Source organism: Xanthobacter sp. DMC47 (assembly GCF_056313845.1).
In genome coordinates this window covers 1,831,463-1,846,049 of sequence record NZ_JBQUZM010000001.1, presented here as the reverse complement: position 1 = coordinate 1,846,049, position 14,587 = coordinate 1,831,463, and the positions used below count along the sequence as shown (strand labels likewise).

The 14,587-nt window shown below is 70.5% G+C and carries 15 protein-coding genes; 4 read left to right on the top strand and 11 right to left on the bottom strand.

The genetic code is table 11. The features are described from left to right. From ACT54R_RS08545 to ccmI, 6 genes are all read right to left on the bottom strand, one after another. The gene (locus tag ACT54R_RS08545; RefSeq protein WP_476325359.1) at positions 1-393 is read right to left on the bottom strand and encodes a VOC family protein; all 393 of its coding nucleotides are present in this window, start codon (positions 391-393) and stop codon (positions 1-3) included. A 28-nt stretch (positions 394-421) separates the two neighbouring features. Then, positions 422-1,648, bottom strand: coding sequence for a dual-specificity RNA methyltransferase RlmN (gene rlmN / locus ACT54R_RS08540; RefSeq protein ID WP_476326438.1), 1,227 nt, complete (start codon positions 1,646-1,648; stop codon positions 422-424). Between the two features lie 89 nt (positions 1,649-1,737). After that, complete coding sequence (locus ACT54R_RS08535) at positions 1,738-2,232, bottom strand: cytochrome c-type biogenesis protein (RefSeq protein WP_476325357.1); 495 nt, start codon at positions 2,230-2,232, stop codon at positions 1,738-1,740. A 5-nt stretch (positions 2,233-2,237) separates the two neighbouring features. Then, positions 2,238-4,226 (bottom strand): heme lyase CcmF/NrfE family subunit, encoded by a 1,989-nt coding sequence (locus ACT54R_RS08530; RefSeq protein WP_476325355.1) that lies wholly within the window; start codon positions 4,224-4,226, stop codon positions 2,238-2,240. Positions 4,227-4,229: 3 nt separating this feature from the next. Further along, positions 4,230-4,709: a cytochrome c maturation protein CcmE gene (ccmE, locus tag ACT54R_RS08525; protein WP_168462237.1), complete on the bottom strand. Its 480-nt coding sequence runs from the start codon at positions 4,707-4,709 to the stop codon at positions 4,230-4,232. Continuing rightward, a complete protein-coding gene (gene ccmI, locus ACT54R_RS08520) occupies positions 4,706-5,857 on the bottom strand; it encodes a c-type cytochrome biogenesis protein CcmI (RefSeq protein WP_476325353.1) in 1,152 nt (383 codons plus the stop codon). The genes ccmE and ccmI overlap by 4 nt, the downstream gene beginning before the upstream one ends. A 185-nt stretch (positions 5,858-6,042) precedes the next feature. Between ccmI and ACT54R_RS08515 the strand changes: the two genes are divergently transcribed. Then, positions 6,043-6,459: a YidB family protein gene (locus ACT54R_RS08515; RefSeq protein ID WP_168462239.1), complete on the top strand. Its 417-nt coding sequence runs from the start codon at positions 6,043-6,045 to the stop codon at positions 6,457-6,459. 76 nt (positions 6,460-6,535) lie between these two features. Here ACT54R_RS08515 and ACT54R_RS08510 read toward each other — a convergent pair whose 3' ends face one another. Then, complete coding sequence (locus tag ACT54R_RS08510) at positions 6,536-7,057, bottom strand: invasion associated locus B family protein (protein ID WP_168462240.1); 522 nt, start codon at positions 7,055-7,057, stop codon at positions 6,536-6,538. Between the two features lie 338 nt (positions 7,058-7,395). Between ACT54R_RS08510 and ACT54R_RS08505 the strand changes: the two genes are divergently transcribed. Next, complete coding sequence (locus tag ACT54R_RS08505; RefSeq protein WP_476325350.1) at positions 7,396-8,376, top strand: NADPH:quinone oxidoreductase family protein; 981 nt, start codon at positions 7,396-7,398, stop codon at positions 8,374-8,376. A 3-nt stretch (positions 8,377-8,379) separates the two neighbouring features. Here the strand turns inward: ACT54R_RS08505 and ACT54R_RS08500 are convergent, their stop codons facing one another. From ACT54R_RS08500 to ACT54R_RS08485, 4 genes are all read right to left on the bottom strand, one after another. Next, the gene (locus ACT54R_RS08500) at positions 8,380-8,793 is read right to left on the bottom strand and encodes a YkvA family protein (RefSeq protein ID WP_476325348.1); all 414 of its coding nucleotides are present in this window, start codon (positions 8,791-8,793) and stop codon (positions 8,380-8,382) included. Between the two features lie 44 nt (positions 8,794-8,837). Beyond that, the gene (gene thpR / locus ACT54R_RS08495) at positions 8,838-9,368 is read right to left on the bottom strand and encodes an RNA 2',3'-cyclic phosphodiesterase (RefSeq protein ID WP_476325346.1); all 531 of its coding nucleotides are present in this window, start codon (positions 9,366-9,368) and stop codon (positions 8,838-8,840) included. A gap of 179 nt (positions 9,369-9,547) precedes the next feature. Beyond that, on the bottom strand, positions 9,548-11,536 hold the full coding sequence (locus ACT54R_RS08490; protein ID WP_476325344.1) for a DUF3300 domain-containing protein: 1,989 nt from the start codon (positions 11,534-11,536) through the stop codon (positions 9,548-9,550). A 91-nt stretch (positions 11,537-11,627) separates the two neighbouring features. Further along, positions 11,628-12,266, bottom strand: coding sequence for a GyrI-like domain-containing protein (locus tag ACT54R_RS08485; RefSeq protein ID WP_168462244.1), 639 nt, complete (start codon positions 12,264-12,266; stop codon positions 11,628-11,630). A 165-nt stretch (positions 12,267-12,431) separates the two neighbouring features. On the opposite strand from ACT54R_RS08485, the gene dapF reads away from it, so the two are divergent. Together dapF and mtaB are read left to right on the top strand one after the other, a co-directional pair. Next, entirely contained in the window at positions 12,432-13,289 is an 858-nt protein-coding gene (gene dapF, locus ACT54R_RS08480) for a diaminopimelate epimerase (protein WP_476325342.1), read from the top strand. Then, positions 13,289-14,575: a tRNA (N(6)-L-threonylcarbamoyladenosine(37)-C(2))-methylthiotransferase MtaB gene (gene mtaB / locus ACT54R_RS08475; RefSeq protein WP_476325340.1), complete on the top strand. Its 1,287-nt coding sequence runs from the start codon at positions 13,289-13,291 to the stop codon at positions 14,573-14,575. The genes dapF and mtaB overlap by 1 nt, the downstream gene beginning before the upstream one ends. Positions 14,576-14,587 lie beyond the last annotated feature (12 nt).

The following is a 14,587-nucleotide window of genomic DNA, read 5'->3' as shown; positions in this document are numbered from 1 at the left end:
TCAGGCGGCCTCGGGCAGATGGCAGACCGCTTCCACGTTGAGTCCGTCGGGATCGAACACGAAAGCCCCATAATAATCGGGATGGTAGTGCGGGCGCAGGCCCGGCGCGCCATTGTCCACGGCCCCGGCGGCCATCGCGGCGGCATAGAAGGCATCCACCGCCGCCCGGTCCTTCGCCGTGAAGGCGAGGTGCAGATGTCCGGTGGAGGTCGGCGCATCGCCGATCCAGAAGTCCGGTTTGCCGGAGCCGACCAATCCGAAGCCGATATAGGTATGGCCCCCGGGCGGGTTCACCTCCATCAGGATGCCGTAGCCGAGCGGGGCAAGGGCGGCGAGATAGAAGGCGCGGGAGCGCGCCACGTTGTGAACCGAAATCCCCACATGGTCGAGCATGGCACGCATCTCCGGGAAGGGGCGGAAATTACTCCTCCGCCTGGGCCATCATGGCGCGATAGGCGAGGCGCTCGCGGGCGGAAAGCTTCTCGCTCTCGCTCTTGAGTTGGCCGCAGGCGGCGAGGATGTCGCGCCCGCGCGGCGTGCGCACCGGGCTCGCATAGCCGGCGCGGAACACGATGTCCGAGAAGCGCTCGATGGTCTCCCAGTCCGAGCACTCGTATTGCGTGCCCGGCCAGGGGTTGAACGGGATGAGGTTGATCTTGGCCGGCACGCCCTCGAGCAGCTTCACCAGCGCGCGGGCATCGGCGGGCGTGTCGTTCACGCCCTTCAGCATGACGTACTCGAAGGTGATGCGCTTGGCGTTGGAGGCGGCCGGATAGGTGCGGCAGGCCTCCATCAGCTCCTTGATGGGGTATTTCTTGTTGATGGGCACCAGCACGTCGCGCAGGTCGTCGCGCACCGCGTGCAGCGAGATGGCAAGCATGGGGCCGACCTCGGAGCCCAGCCGCTCGATCTCCGGCACCACGCCGGAGGTGGAGACGGTGATGCGCCGTTTGCCGAGGCCGAGGCCGTCGCCGTCCGAAAGGGTCTCGATGGCTTCCTTCACGCTGTCATAGGCATAGAGCGGCTCGCCCATGCCCATGAAGACGATGTTGGTGACGAGCCGGTCGCCCTCGGTCGGCAGGCCGGGCCCCACCGCGCGCTCGCGGCCGGGATAATCGCCCAGCCGGTCGCGGGCGACCATGACCTGCGCGACGATCTCGGCGGCGGTGAGGTTGCGCACCAAGCGCTGGGTGCCGGTGTGGCAGAAGGAGCAGTTGAGGGTGCAGCCGACCTGCGAGGAGACGCACAGCGTGCCGCGGTCGCTCTCGGGGATATAGACCGTCTCGATGTCGTGGGGCCGCTCGCCGGGATGATCGGCCGGGAAGCGCAGCAGCCACTTGCGGGTGCCGTCCTGCGACACCTGCTCGGCCACGATCTCGGGGCGGGCCAGCGTGTAGGCCTCTTCCAGCCGGGCGCGCAGGTGCTTGGAGACGTTGGTCATCTCCGAGAAGTCGAGGGCGCCGCGCAGATAGATCCAGTGCCAGAGCTGGTTCACGCGCATGCGCCGCTCCGAGCCCTTCACGCCGATGGCGTCGAGCGCATCGCCGAGCTTGTCCCGGTCGAGGCCGACGAGAGACGCGCGAGCAGGCGCGACGTCGCCGGCGAGGGGCGGCACGGTGGTTTCAGGCGTGAGCGTGGCTTCAGGCATGGTTTCGAGCGTGGACATCATCCGCCACACATAATCCCTCGCGGCCCGCCTTTCCACGGGAAGAATGCGGGAGCCGCCCCGCGCCCGCCTCAGGGCTTGGTCGTGCCGGCCCCGTCGCCCTCGGCGAGCAGCGCCTTCAGGCGGGCCTCCTCGGCCGCCGAAAGGCGCGGCGCTGGAGGTGCGGCGCTGCGGCGGCGCAGAGCGAGGACGGCGCCGAGGCCGCCCAGCAGCAGCACGAGGATGGGCGCCCCCCACAAAAGCGCATTGCGCCACGAGAAGCGCGGCCGCAGCAGCACGAACTCGCCGTAGCGGGCCACCATGAAGTCTAACACCTGGCTGTCGCTGTCGCCCGCCTTCAGCCGCTCGCGCACGATGAGGCGCAGGTCTTTCGCCAGCGGGGCATCGGAATCGTCGATGGACTGGTTCTGGCAGACCATGCAGCGCAGCTCCGCCGAAATGGTCCGGGCGCGACTTTCCAGCACTGGGTCGCCCAGCACCTCGTCCGGCTGCACGGCGAAGGCCGGGACACCGAGGGCGAGGAGGAAAAGAAGGGAGGCGAGGAGGGCGCGCGGGTTCAGTGCCATGCTGTTCACTCCGCCGGCGCTACGGCCTGCCGCGCCTTCTTCGCTGCTGGGCGGGGCGCGCCCACCCTGAGCCGCCGGTCGGCGAGGGAGAGCAGGCCGCCCAGCGCCATCACCACCGCCCCGAGCCAGATCAGCGTGACGAACGGCTTGAAGGTGGCGCGGACGGAGACGTGGCCGTCGGCGGCCTCCTCTGCCATGCTCACATAGAGCTGGCTGAAGCCGAAGGTGCGCAGGCCCGCTTCGGTGGTCGCCATCTGGCGGGCGGCGAAGGTGCGGCGGGAGGCCTCGATGGTGCCCTCGGAAACGCCGCCGTCGCGGATGGAGAAGACGGCCGTGCGGGCGCGGAAGTTCGGCCCGGTGCGGTTCTCCAGCCGGTCGAGGGTGAGGGTGCGCGAGCCGATGGTGATGGTATCGCCGAGCTTCACCGCGGCGATCTTCTCGAGGCTCCACGAGGTCTCGCAGACGATGCCCAGCAGGCACACGCCCACGCCGAAATGGGCGATGGCCGTGCCATAGGCCGAGCGGGGGACGCCGGCGAGGCGGGCAATCGCCACCTTTGCCCCCACGCGGCCAAGGCCGGCGCGCTCGGCGAGGTCGGTCAAAGCCCCGAGCATGATGAAGGCGGCAAGGCCCACCGCCAGCGGCGCCAGCACCGGGCCGCCGGTGGTCGCGGCCGCCGTCACCACCGCCGCGACGATGGCGAGGCCGGCGGCCAGCATCAGCCGCTGCGCCGCGCCCAGGATGTCGCCCCGCTTCCACGCCAGCAGCGGGCCGAACGGAATGGCGAAGATGAGGGGCAGCATCAGCCCGCCGAACACGAGATTGAAATAGGGCGGCCCCACCGTGATCTTGGCGCCGGTGAAGGCTTCCAGCGCCAGCGGATAGAGCGTGCCCACCAGCACCGCGGCAGCCGCTGCGGTGAGGAACAGGTTGTTGAACACCAGCGCCCCCTCCCGCGAGATCGGCGCGAAGAGGCCGCCCTGCTTCAGCTCGGACGCGCGGAAGGCGAACAGCGCGAGCCCGCCAGCGATGAAGAAGGTGAGGATGCCGAGGATGAACACGCCGCGCGCCGGATCGGTGGCGAAGGCATGCACCGAGGTCAGCACGCCCGAGCGCACCAGGAAGGTGCCCACCAGCGACAACGAGAAGGCCAGGATGGCGAGGAGGATCGTCCACACCTTCAGCGCGTCACGCTTCTCCATCACCACGGCGGAATGCAGCAGCGCGGTGGCAGCGAGCCACGGCATCAGGGAGGCGTTCTCCACCGGGTCCCAGAACCACCAGCCGCCCCAGCCCAGCTCGTAATAGGCCCAGTAGGAGCCGACCGCGATGCCGAGCGTGAGGAACACCCAGGCCGCCAGCGTCCAGGGCCGCACCCAGCGCGCCCAGGCGGCGTCGATCCGCCCCTCGATCAGCGCCGCGATGGCGAAGGAGAAGGAGATGGAGAGTCCCACATAGCCGAGATAGAGCAGCGGCGGGTGGATGGCGAGGCCCGGATCCTGGAGGATGGGATTGAGGCTGCGCCCTTCGGCCGGCGGGGGCACGATCCGCGCGAACGGGTTGGAGGTGAACAGGATGAAGGAAAGGAAGGCCGCGGCCACCGCGCCCTGCACCGAGAGCACCAGGGCCTTGAGCCGGTCCGGCAGGTTCGAGCCGAACACCACCACCAGCGCGCCGAAGATGGCGAGCACGAACACCCACAGCAGCATGGAGCCTTCGTGGTTCCCCCAGGTGGAGGTCACGCGGTAGACCAGCGGCATCTGGGAGTGGGAATTCTCCACCACGTTCACCACCGTGAAGTCGGAGGTGACGTAGAGCTGCACCAGCGCGCCGAACGCGAAGGCGACGAAGCCGAACAGGGCGAGGGCGATCGGCCCCGCCGACCCCATCAGCACGGCATCGCCCCGCGCGGCGCCCCAGGCCGGCAGGATCACCTGCGCAAGGGCCAGCGCGAAGGCGAGGGCGAGTGCGTATTGCCCGATTTCGGCGATCATGCCTCAGCTCCCGGGCTGGCGTGTGGAGGGGGAAGCGGCACCGGGCGCGGGCGCCCCGTCTTTCCAGTGGCCCTGCTGCTTCAGCGCGTCGGCGACTTCGCGGGGCATGTATTTCTCATCATGCTTGGCGAGCACGCTGTCGGCCTTGAACGCGCCGTCCGGCTGGAGCGCGCCTTCCGCCACCACGCCCTGACCCTCGCGAAACAGGTCGGGGAGGATGCCCTGATAGGCCACCTTCACCGTGGCGTTGCCGTCGGTGATGGAGAAGGTGGTGAGGGTGCCCGCCTTGGTGACGCTGCCGGTCTCCACCAGCCCGCCGAGCCTCAGGCGCGCGCCCGGGGCCACCTGCTTCTGCGCCACTTCGGTGGGGGTGCGGAAGAAGACGATGGTGTCGTTGAGCGCCGAGAGGATGAGGCCGGCGGCGAGCGCGAGCACGCCGAGCCCGGCGCCGATGAGGACCAGCCTGCGCTGTTTGCGCGTCATCCTTTTCCTCCTGTCGGCAGGGCCTTCTCCGCCGCGTCGAGACGGGCGAGGGCCGCCGGATCGTCCTTGAAGGCGGCGCGCGCGCTCTTGAGCGCGGCGTCCGCCTTGTCCTTGTCACCGAGCACGCCGTAGGCGCGGATCAGCCGTTCCCACCCGTCGATGTCGTTCGGCTCCTTGTCGAGCCGGGCGGCGAGACGGTCCACCATGCCCCGCACCATGGCGTTCCGGTCCTGCGGCGACATTTGGGCGGCCGCATTGACATCGGCGGCATTGGGACCGGGTGTCGCAGGGGAAGTGGCCGCGGGCGGGACCGTGCCGCCGACGCGGACAAGGGCGTCGGCCACCACGGGCCGGTAGAGGGCGGAGGCCGGCGTGCGGGCGAGCAGGTCGCTCCAGATGCGCGCCGCATCCTCGCGGCGGCCGTCCTGCTCGGCGGCGAGGCCGAGGAAATAGGCGGCGCGCGGCTCGGCCGGGTTCAGCGCGAGGGCGGCGGCGAAAGCCTTGGCGGCATCGGCGGTGACGAGGCCGTCAGCCGCCACCACCAGCGCGTCGCCGCGGGCCGACAGGCGTTCGGCGGTGGGGCCGAGGATGCGGATGGCTTCGCCATAGGCACGGGCGGAATCCTCCGGCCGGCCGAGGCGCAGATAGATGGGGGCGAGGATTTCATAGCCCTGCCCGTCATTGGGGTTCTTCTGCAGGTGCTCCTCCACGCGGCGCACGAGGATCGCCACGTCGCTGCGATCCGGCGACGCCGACAGGCGCTCGGCGAGGGGCGCGCCGGGAAGGCCGGGCGACCCCATGACGGCATAGAGCGCGGCCGCGCAGACCGGCACGAAGACCAGCGCGACGATGGCCGCCACGCGCCGGCGCCGGCCGGACACGGCAGGATCGGCGGAGGCGGCGTCGGCCACCGCGTCGGCGGCGAGCATGCGCCGGGCCACCTCGATGCGCGCGGCCTCCGCCTCGGCGGCGGGCAGCCGGCCGGACTTGGCGTCGCGGGCGATCTCGGCCAGCTGGTCGCGATAGACCGCAAGGTCCGCCTCCCGCGTCGGCTTCGTGCTGCGGGCGCGTGACAGCGGCCACAGCACGGCGAGGGCCGCGACGGCGGTCATGAGGGCGAGGGCCGTGAACAGAGGGAGTGGGATCATCACTTGCGAGCCGTTAGCGGCTGACGATCCTCGTGCATAGGCCACACGCCGTCCCAGCGGCGCGGAGCCGCAGGCGATCAGGCATTCGTGACCGATCCGCGCCAGATCGACACCGCTCGGGCGATCCGGTACACCAACGCCCGGCGCGCCGCATCGTGCAGCGCAACAGGGCGGAGGAGACGGGGATGGGCCTGTTCGACCAGATGGCGGGCAGCATGCTCTCCAACATGCTCGGCCGCGCCGGCCCCGAGGGTGCTGGCGCCCTGATCGATACGCTGCTGAGCGGCCCCATGGCCTCGGCACTGCCCGGCATCCTGGACGGCGCGCTGGCGAAGACTCCCTATGGCAGCATCGAGGGCGTGCTGGCGCAACTGCACGAGGCGGGGCTTGCGCACGAGGTGGAGAGCTGGCTCTCCAACGGCCCCAACGTGCCGGTGAGCGCGGACGAGATCGTCAACGCGCTCGGCGCCGAGCCGCTGACCGCCATCGCCAGCGGGCTGGGCCTCCAGCCGGAGATGCTGCCGGAGCTCCTGGCCAAGCACCTGCCGACCATCATCGACCGCTTCAGCCCCAACGGCGTGCTGGACCTGCCGGGGCGGTGATCGCCCGGCCGGTGAGCGTCGGGACGGGCACCGCCCGTCCCTCAGGCTTTACCTGATCGCAGTCACCTGTTCGCCGTCACTTGCATTCCTGCGCCACCCGGTCGAGCGCCTGACCGAGGCCGACCAGAGAATATTTGTCGGTGGTCGCGTTGCCGCGCAGCGAGGTGGAGGCGACGGTGAGATCCTTGCCGCGCTTCATGGCCTCCACCAGCTTGGCTTCGTCGGCCACGTTGCGCACCCAGGCGCCCTGGTCCTTGGTGTAGAGCTGGAGCGTGGCATTGCCGACCGTGAGGGTGGCGTCCGAGCCCTCCTTCAGCGGGAAGCCCACGGTCACGGTCACTTCGTTCTTCACGTTCTCCCCGGGGCGGGTGGAGATGAAGAAATAGGCCGGATCGCGCTTCAGGCCTTCCGGCGAGCGGGTTTTCGGCTGGGAGATGGCGTAGCAGACCTTGGGACTTGCCGTGGAGACGTAGACGCTCCAGTCGCCGAACTGCGCCACCGCCTTCGACTGAGGCTGACCCTGCGCTGCGGCCGGGGCGGCTGCGGCACAGGCGATGAACATGCCCAGGAGAGCAGGATGGACACGAGGAAGCGTCATGGCTTCTCCTAAATCGCTGGGGCCCTTTGAGGCAAACTGACTTCGGGCTGGCCGCCGGCTGTCGGGTAGCGAGGCAGGCGGTCAAAAAAATGGCGGGGTGGTCTTGCGTTTTCCTAACCCAAAGGCTCGGCTCCGCTCAATGCGCCGGACGTGTGAAGTCGCCCGATTCGTTGCGCCATGGGACTTTGCGAGACTGTCCGGCCGCTCGGTGAAGCGCAAGGCGCAGGGATCGCAAGGGGCCGGTGCCGTCGCGGAAGGGCGTGTTTACCCCGTGCTTCCGCCCGGTTGGGTTAATTTTTGGTAATCCGTTCCCGTCAGCCGGGAGAGAAGGAGCCTTCATGAAAGCGGTGGTGTGCGCGCGCCATGGTGCCCCCGAGACCCTCGAGATTCGCGACCTGCCGCAGCCGGCGCCGGGTCCCGGCGAGGTTCTGGTGAAGGTCGCGGCCATCGGCCTCAATTTCTTCGACACGCTCATCATCCGCGATCTGTATCAGGTGAAGCCCGAACTGCCCTTCTCCCCCGGTGCGGAATATGCCGGCCATGTGGCGGCGCTGGGCGAGGGCGTGACCGGCTTTGCCGTGGGCGACCGGGTGTGCGGCTATCAGACCTACGGGGCGGCGCGCGCGTATGTCGCGGCCCCGGCCCAGTTCCTGGCCAAGGTGCCGGATGACCTCGACCTCGTGAAGGCTGCGGGCCTCATCGTCACCTATGGCACGGCGCTCTACGCCCTGCGCGACCGCGGCGAACTGAAAGCCGGCGAGCGGCTCGCCGTGCTCGGGGCCTCGGGCGGCGTGGGCCTCGCGGCGGTGGAACTCGGCCGGGTGCTCGGTGCCCGCATCATCGCCTGCGCCTCCTCGCCGGAGAAGGTGCGCTTCGCCCTCGATCACGGGGCGGACGAAGGGTTCGACTATGCCTCGGGCGATCTCAAGGCCGCGCTGAAGGCGTTCGGCGGCGAAAAGGGGCTCGATCTGGTCTACGACCCCGTGGGCGGCGATATGGCCGAGCAGGCGTTGCGGGCGCTCGGCTCTCTAGGCCGCTTCCTGGTGGTGGGCTTCGCCGCCGGCGAAATCCCCAAGATTCCGCTCAACCTGCTGCTGGTGAAGAATTGCGACGCGCGCGGCGTCGCCTTCGGCACCCATGCCCGGGCCAATCCCGGCTGGCTGCGGGACGCGGTGGCCGAGCTGATGGGCTATGCCCGCGACGGCCGCATCTCCGCCCACGTGGACAAGACCTTCCCGCTGGAAGATTGCGCCGAGGCCCTTGGCGAGATTTCCGGCCGCCGGGTGAAAGGCAAGGTCGTACTGACCATCGCCGACTGAGCCTCAGGCGGGTCGGCCGTCCTCCGCGGCCGGCCGGCCGTCGGGGTCGAGGGCGGCCCGCGCCGCCTCGTAATGCTCCGGCTTCACATGGCCGGAGAGCAGCTTGAGCGCGCCCATCAGCACCGCTGCATCGTCGCCGAAGCCGATCAGCGGGAGGATGTCCGGCGTCAGGTCGAACGGCAGGATGAAATAAGCGAGCGCGCCGAGCAGCGTCGCCCGGACTCGCAAGGGCGTCTGGCGGTCGAAGGCGGCGTAATAGATTGCCACCGCGTCCTCGGCGAAGGGGACGTGACGCGCCGCGCCCCGCATCTTCTTCCAGAAGCCCTTGCGGACGCTGGCCTCGTCCTGCGCGGCCTGATCGCGCTCGACGCCGGACAGGTCGTCGAAGCCGTCGGGGTTCAGTGATTGCGTGAACATGAGATGTGAAATGGGGACCCGGCCGCCCGCCGCAAGGGCCGGGGCTAGAGAAGGGGATAGGCCGCTTCCACCAGATAGGGGCCGCCGCCGACCGAATCCCGCGAGGAGAACAGCACGAAGCGTGGCACGCGAAACGGTGGGCTGCGGAAGGAGCCGCGCGCGGCGAGGTAATCTGCCACCTGGCGGGAGGAGGCGTCGCGCAACCGGGCGAGGGTCACGTGGGGCTTATAATTGCGCTCCGCACCGAGGCCGAGGCGCTGCATGATGCGCTCCTGTTCGGCCTGCAGCTCCATCAGCGCCGCATTGGCCTTCACCGCTGCGAACACCGCGCGCGGCTTGTGGCCGCCGAACTGGTCCAGCCCGTCCAGCGCGACGTCGAAGGCGGGGCGGCGCACCTGCCCCAGCATCAGCATGATGTCGCGGCCGGTGGCGTCGTCCACGTCGCCGATGAAGCGCAGGGTGACGTGGTAGTTCTCCGGATCGATCCATCGGGCGCCGGAAAGCCCGCCCCGCAGCATGGAGAGGCCCAGCCCCACCTCGGTGGGGATCTCGATGGCGGTGAACAGTCGCGGCATTGAACCCTCCGCGATGGCCGGCGGCATGGTGCCGGTCTCACGAACGACCGCGGTGCAACCGCGGGTCCTGCACTGCCAGTGAAGGAGATTCGCGCGCCGAAGGAAAGGGCTCTGCCCTGTCTTCCGCATGGCCGAAACAAACCGCCCGGCCGAAGCCGGGCGGAAGGAAGGTCGAAGGCTCAGCGCTGGCCGGGCCGTGGCCTGTTCTGCGGTGCGGCCCGCTGCGGAGCCGCCCGCTGGGGCATGGCCCGCTGCTGCGGCCGCATCTGCTGGGGCCTCATCTGCTGCGGCCGTTGCTGCGGACGCATCTGCTGGGGCCGCTGCTGCGGTCGCATCTGTTGCGGCCTTTGCTGGGGCCGCTGCTGCGGACGCACCTGCTGCGGTCGGTTCTGCGGCCGCACGTTGGCGGGGCGGTTGGCCGGCCGGTTCGGCTGCGCCGACGGCCGGTTGGGGCCGGCGTTCGGATAACCGGGCCGGTTGGGGCCAGCATTCGGATATCCGGGCCGACCGGGTCCACCGGGCCGGCCGGGGCCCGCGCCGGGATAGCCGGGACGGTTCGGTCCCGCCCCCGGAACACCGGGCTGTCCGGGACGGCCGGGGCGACCGGGTCCGACGCCGGGCTGCCCGGGATATCCGGGACGGCCAGGACCCGCGCCGGGCTGGCCGGGAATGTTGCCAGGGTAACCGGGGCGACCGGGACGGCCGGGTCCGACACCGGGCGTGCCCGGATAGCCGGGACGACCCGGTCCCGCGCCCGGACCCCCGGGATAGCCCGGACGGCCGGGAGCACCGGGAACGACGGGCATTCCGGGGCGACCGGGGCCGACGCCGGGTCCACCGGGATAGCCGGGCGTGCCGGGACGACCCGGACCCCCGGGATAGCCCGGACGGCCGGGGGCACCGGGAACGAGAGGCATTCCGGGACGGCCGGGACCGACGCCCGGTCCCCCCGGATATCCGGGACGGCCGGGTCCGCCGGGTCCACCAGGTCCTCCGGGTCCACCGGGCCAACCGGGACGGCCGGGTCCTCCAGGACCACCGGGACCACCAGGACCACCGGGATAGCCGGGGCCACCGGGCCAGCCGGGACGTCCCGGACCGCCGGGTCCACCCGGTCCACCCGGCCAACCGGGTCCGCCGGGACCACCGGGCCAGCCCGGACGACCCGGGCCGCCGGGCCCGCCCGGCCAGCCGGGACGAACCGGCGGCGGGAAGCCGGGACGGCCGGGTACCCACGGTCCCGGACCCCATGCCGGCGGACGGCCACCCCAGCCGGGACCCCAGTAAGGCGGGCGCACCCAGCGCGGCGGCACGACCCACACCGAGTTCCACGGCCGGTTGTTCCAGCCCCAGTTGTTGTTCCAGTAGGAGCCGACCAGCACGCCTGCGCCGAACGCCAGGGCGCCCGTGGCGAAGGTGGTGAACACCTCCGAGCTGTCATAGGCCGGCACGTAGATCCGCTCGGGATCGGCCGGCTGGATGTAGATGGTGCGCACGGGGCTGCCGCCGCCGCTGCTGCTGGCGGGGAGTTCCTGCGTCGTCACCACCTGCTGAGGCGTCGTCTGCAGATTGCCGACAGCCTGCGCCTTGGCGCGCAGCATCTGAATGGTGTTGGAGACGTCCTGCGGCTGGGTCGAGAAGGCGAGGCCGAGGGATTCCGCCCACTCCATGTGCTCATGGAAGAGGGTGATCACATCCGGGAACCGCACCAGCGCCTTCACCGAGGAGTCCCAGTTGAAGGCGTCCACCGCGGTGAAGTTGCGTTCCTGCACGAGGCTCGGATTGGCAACGATCCAGTTGTAGGCTTCCACCAGCTGTTCCGGGAACAGGGTGGCCGGGAACAGGATGGCCAGCAGCGGGTCCGGATAGAGCGCGACCGGGCCGAGCAGATATTCAAGCTCGCTGAGCGAATAAGCCGGCTGCACCTGATCGCCCGGCTGGGGCGGCGGCAAGGCCTGCCCCTGTGGGCCGGGCTGGCCCTGCGGCGCAGGCTGTCCTTGGGGGATCGGCTGCCCCTGCGGATAGCCCTGGGCGCCCTGCGGCCCGGGGGGCGGCGTCTGGGCGAGGGCCGGGTAGATGGTCGACCAGCCGAACACCGCCGCGACGGCGATGCGCGAAAGGTTTCCCGTCCGCCCCTTGACGCAGTTTTTTACGGATATGCCACCCATGCGGCCCTCCTTGTGGCGGCGCGTTGACCGTAGGGTAGACCGGTCTGCGCAGCCGTGTCCTTGATGTTGCTCTATTTTCTCGAGGGCCTGCTCAGGGCAGGGGCACCAGGATCTCGATCTCCAGGGCCTCCGGGGAGGCGGTGAGGAGGTCGGTGCGGTAGCGCTCGATATAGAGGTCGTTCTGCTCGACGTTCTTTTCGTCGAGATAGTTGGCGATCTGCTCGTAGGTGTTGTCCATGTCGCCGAACGAGCCGGTATGGACGAACCGCAGAACCTTGCCGGCGAAGGAGCCGCCCAGCTTCATGGGCTCCGCCGGCTTCTGGGTGGTGGTGCCCGAGAACGGGACCTGCACCTCATAGTCGAACCCGCGGTCGTCGCTGGTGGTGTACATGACGAACACCTCGCCCGCCCGCGTGAGCCCGAGCCGCTTCACCTCGGCATCGGCCTTGCGGACCGCCTCGACCAGCTTGTCATAGGCCTCTTCCCACGACGACGAGCCCGAAATCGTGAGCACCGGCACCGGCGCCAGCGTCAGTTCGTCCGGCGCGAAAGTGGAGGCGCCGGGGGTGACGGGCGTCGTTTCCACCTTCTTCGGGTCCACCACCGGCGGCGGGGTGAGCGTATCCGCCCCCTTTTGCGGGGCCTGTGCGGCCGCGGGAGCCACCAGCGCCATCATCAGCCCGAAAACCGCCGCCGCCCGTCCGAGCCTCGTCCCCCAAACGCCCGTCATCGTACATCCTCCCGCGGGCCGAAGGGCCGCGACGCACTCTGTCTAGCATGTTCTCATGCCGCAGTTCGGCGCCATTGCGGCGCCTTGCAGGCGGCGCGGGGGTGGTGTGATGGACACAACGGCGCCATATAGGGCAAAGACCTTGCAGGACAGCCCCGGACGCCCGTGAACCCGCTCAGCCACCGCCCCTTCGTGAAGATGAATGGTCTCGGCAACGAGATCCTCGTCCTCGACCTGCGCGCCGATCCGGTGGACGTGCCGCCCGCCGCCGCGCGGGCGCTGGCGCGGCCGTCCGTGCTGCCGTTCGATCAGGCCATGGTGCTTTATCCCCCGCGCCGGGCGGACACCGCCGCCTTCGTGCGCATCCTCAACAACGACGGCTCCATCTCCGCCGCCTGCGGCAACGGCACACGCTGCATTGCCGCGCTGGAGGCCGGGCGCACCGGCACGCCCCATGTCCTCTTCGAGAGCGAGGCGGGGCTGCTGGACTGCACCGTGCGGCCGGACGGCCAGGTGAAGGTGGACATGGGCGCCCCCCGCCTCGGCTGGCAGGACATTCCGCTGGCGGAGGATGTGGGCGACACGGCATCGGTCCTCGTCCCCGGCTTCGAGACTCTCGGGCCGGCGGTGATGGTGAGCATGGGCAATCCCCACGCCATCTTCTTCGTTCCCGATGCCGGTGCCATGGACGTGGAAGGCCTCGGCGCCGCGCTGGAGCACCATCCGCTCTTTCCCGAGCGCGCCAACATCTCCTTCGCCAGCCTCACCGCGCCGGACCGCATCCTGCTGCATGTGTGGGAGCGTGGCGCCGGACGCACGCGGGCCTGCGGCACCGCCGCCTGCGCAACCGGCGTCGCCGCCGTCCGCACGGGCCGCACCGGCCGCGCCGTCACGGTGACGCTGCCGGGCGGGCCGCTGGAGATCGAGTGGCGCGAGAGCGATGGCCATGTGCTGATGACCGGTCCGGTCGAGCACGAATTCGCCGGCACCCTCACCCCCGCCATGCTGGGGGAGGCCGCCTGATGGCGGAGGGGCCGGGCGTGGAGCGGGCTTTGGAGGTGGTCAATTTCGGCTGCCGCCTCAATGCGCTGGAAGGCGACGGCATCGCCCGCGCCGCCGCAACCGCGGGGCTCGATCGCGCTTTTGTGGTGAACACCTGCGCAGTGACGGCCGAGGCCGTGCGGCAGGCGCGCCAGGCCATCCGCCGCGCCCGGCGGCGTGATCCGTCCCTGCGCATCATCGTCACCGGCTGCGCAGCCCAGACCGAGCCCGCCACCTTCGCCGCCATGGACGAGGTGGATCTGATTCTCGGCAACGCCGAGAAGGTTTCCGCCGCGAGCTGGGCCGGCGCCCGTACCGCCCTCGATTTCGGCGTCTCGGCCGAACAGAAGGTGCAGGTTCAGGACATCTCCGCCGTCCGCGAGGCGACGCCCCATCTCGCTGACCGCTTCGAGGGGCACACCCGCGCCTTCGTTGAGGTGCAGAACGGATGCGACCACCGCTGCACCTTCTGCATCATCCCGTTCGGCCGCGGACCCTCGCGCAGCGTGCCCATGGGCGCCGTGGTGGCGCAGGTGGCGCGGCTGGTGGAGAGCGGCCACGGCGAGGTGGTGCTCACCGGCGTCGATCTCACCGCCTATGGCGCCGACCTTCCGGGCACGCCGACCCTCGGACGGCTGGTGCGGGCGGTGCTCGCCGGCGTGCCGGAGCTGAAGCGGCTGCGCCTCTCTTCCATCGACGCCGTGGAGGCAGATGCCGAGCTGATACGCGCCCTTGCCGAGGAGGCGCGGCTGATGCCGCATCTGCACCTCTCGCTCCAGTCCGGCGATGACATCATCCTGAAGCGCATGAAGCGTCGCCACAGCCGGGCCGAGGCGCTCGCCTTCATCGCGGCGCTGCGGCGGGCACGGCCGGACGTGGTGCTGGGCGCGGACATCATCGTCGGCTTTCCCACCGAGACCGAGGCGCAGGCCCGTGCCACGCGCGACTTCGCCGAGGAAGCCGGCCTCGCCTTCCTTCACGCCTTCCCCTATTCCGCCCGGCCGGGCACGGCGGCAGCCCGCATGCCGCAACTCGCCCCGGCGCTCGTCGCCGAGCGCGCGGCGCGGCTGCGCGAGACCGGGGCGGGGCTGCTGCGCCGACATCTGTCCGCCGAAGTCGGCCGGCGCCGCACGGTGCTGGTGGAAGCCGGCGGGCGCGGACACACCGAACATTTCACCCCGGTGCGCCTCTCCGGCGCGGCGGTGCGCGGCAGCCTCGCCGATCTCAGGATCGCCGGGCACGACGGCGCGCGCCTCATCGCGGCGTGACGCATTTTCAGG

Excerpts from the sequence above, each read along its gene's own strand:
- ACT54R_RS08545 (WP_476325359.1), bottom strand. The coding sequence starts at position 393 with ATGCTCGACCATGTGGGGATTTCGGTTCACAACGTGGCGCGCTCCCGC.
- rlmN (WP_476326438.1), bottom strand. The coding sequence starts at position 1,648 with ATGCCTGAAGCCACGCTCACGCCTGAAACCACCGTGCCGCCCCTCGCC.
- ACT54R_RS08535 (WP_476325357.1), bottom strand. The coding sequence starts at position 2,232 with ATGGCACTGAACCCGCGCGCCCTCCTCGCCTCCCTTCTTTTCCTCCTC.
- ACT54R_RS08530 (WP_476325355.1), bottom strand. The coding sequence starts at position 4,226 with ATGATCGCCGAAATCGGGCAATACGCACTCGCCCTCGCCTTCGCGCTG.
- ccmE (WP_168462237.1), bottom strand. The coding sequence starts at position 4,709 with ATGACGCGCAAACAGCGCAGGCTGGTCCTCATCGGCGCCGGGCTCGGC.
- ccmI (WP_476325353.1), bottom strand. The coding sequence starts at position 5,857 with ATGATCCCACTCCCTCTGTTCACGGCCCTCGCCCTCATGACCGCCGTC.
- ACT54R_RS08515 (WP_168462239.1), top strand. The coding sequence starts at position 6,043 with ATGGGCCTGTTCGACCAGATGGCGGGCAGCATGCTCTCCAACATGCTC.
- ACT54R_RS08510 (WP_168462240.1), bottom strand. The coding sequence starts at position 7,057 with ATGACGCTTCCTCGTGTCCATCCTGCTCTCCTGGGCATGTTCATCGCC.
- ACT54R_RS08505 (WP_476325350.1), top strand. The coding sequence starts at position 7,396 with ATGAAAGCGGTGGTGTGCGCGCGCCATGGTGCCCCCGAGACCCTCGAG.
- ACT54R_RS08500 (WP_476325348.1), bottom strand. The coding sequence starts at position 8,793 with ATGTTCACGCAATCACTGAACCCCGACGGCTTCGACGACCTGTCCGGC.
- thpR (WP_476325346.1), bottom strand. The coding sequence starts at position 9,368 with ATGCCGCGACTGTTCACCGCCATCGAGATCCCCACCGAGGTGGGGCTG.
- ACT54R_RS08490 (WP_476325344.1), bottom strand. The coding sequence starts at position 11,536 with ATGGGTGGCATATCCGTAAAAAACTGCGTCAAGGGGCGGACGGGAAAC.
- ACT54R_RS08485 (WP_168462244.1), bottom strand. The coding sequence starts at position 12,266 with ATGACGGGCGTTTGGGGGACGAGGCTCGGACGGGCGGCGGCGGTTTTC.
- mtaB (WP_476325340.1), top strand. The coding sequence starts at position 13,289 with ATGGCGGAGGGGCCGGGCGTGGAGCGGGCTTTGGAGGTGGTCAATTTC.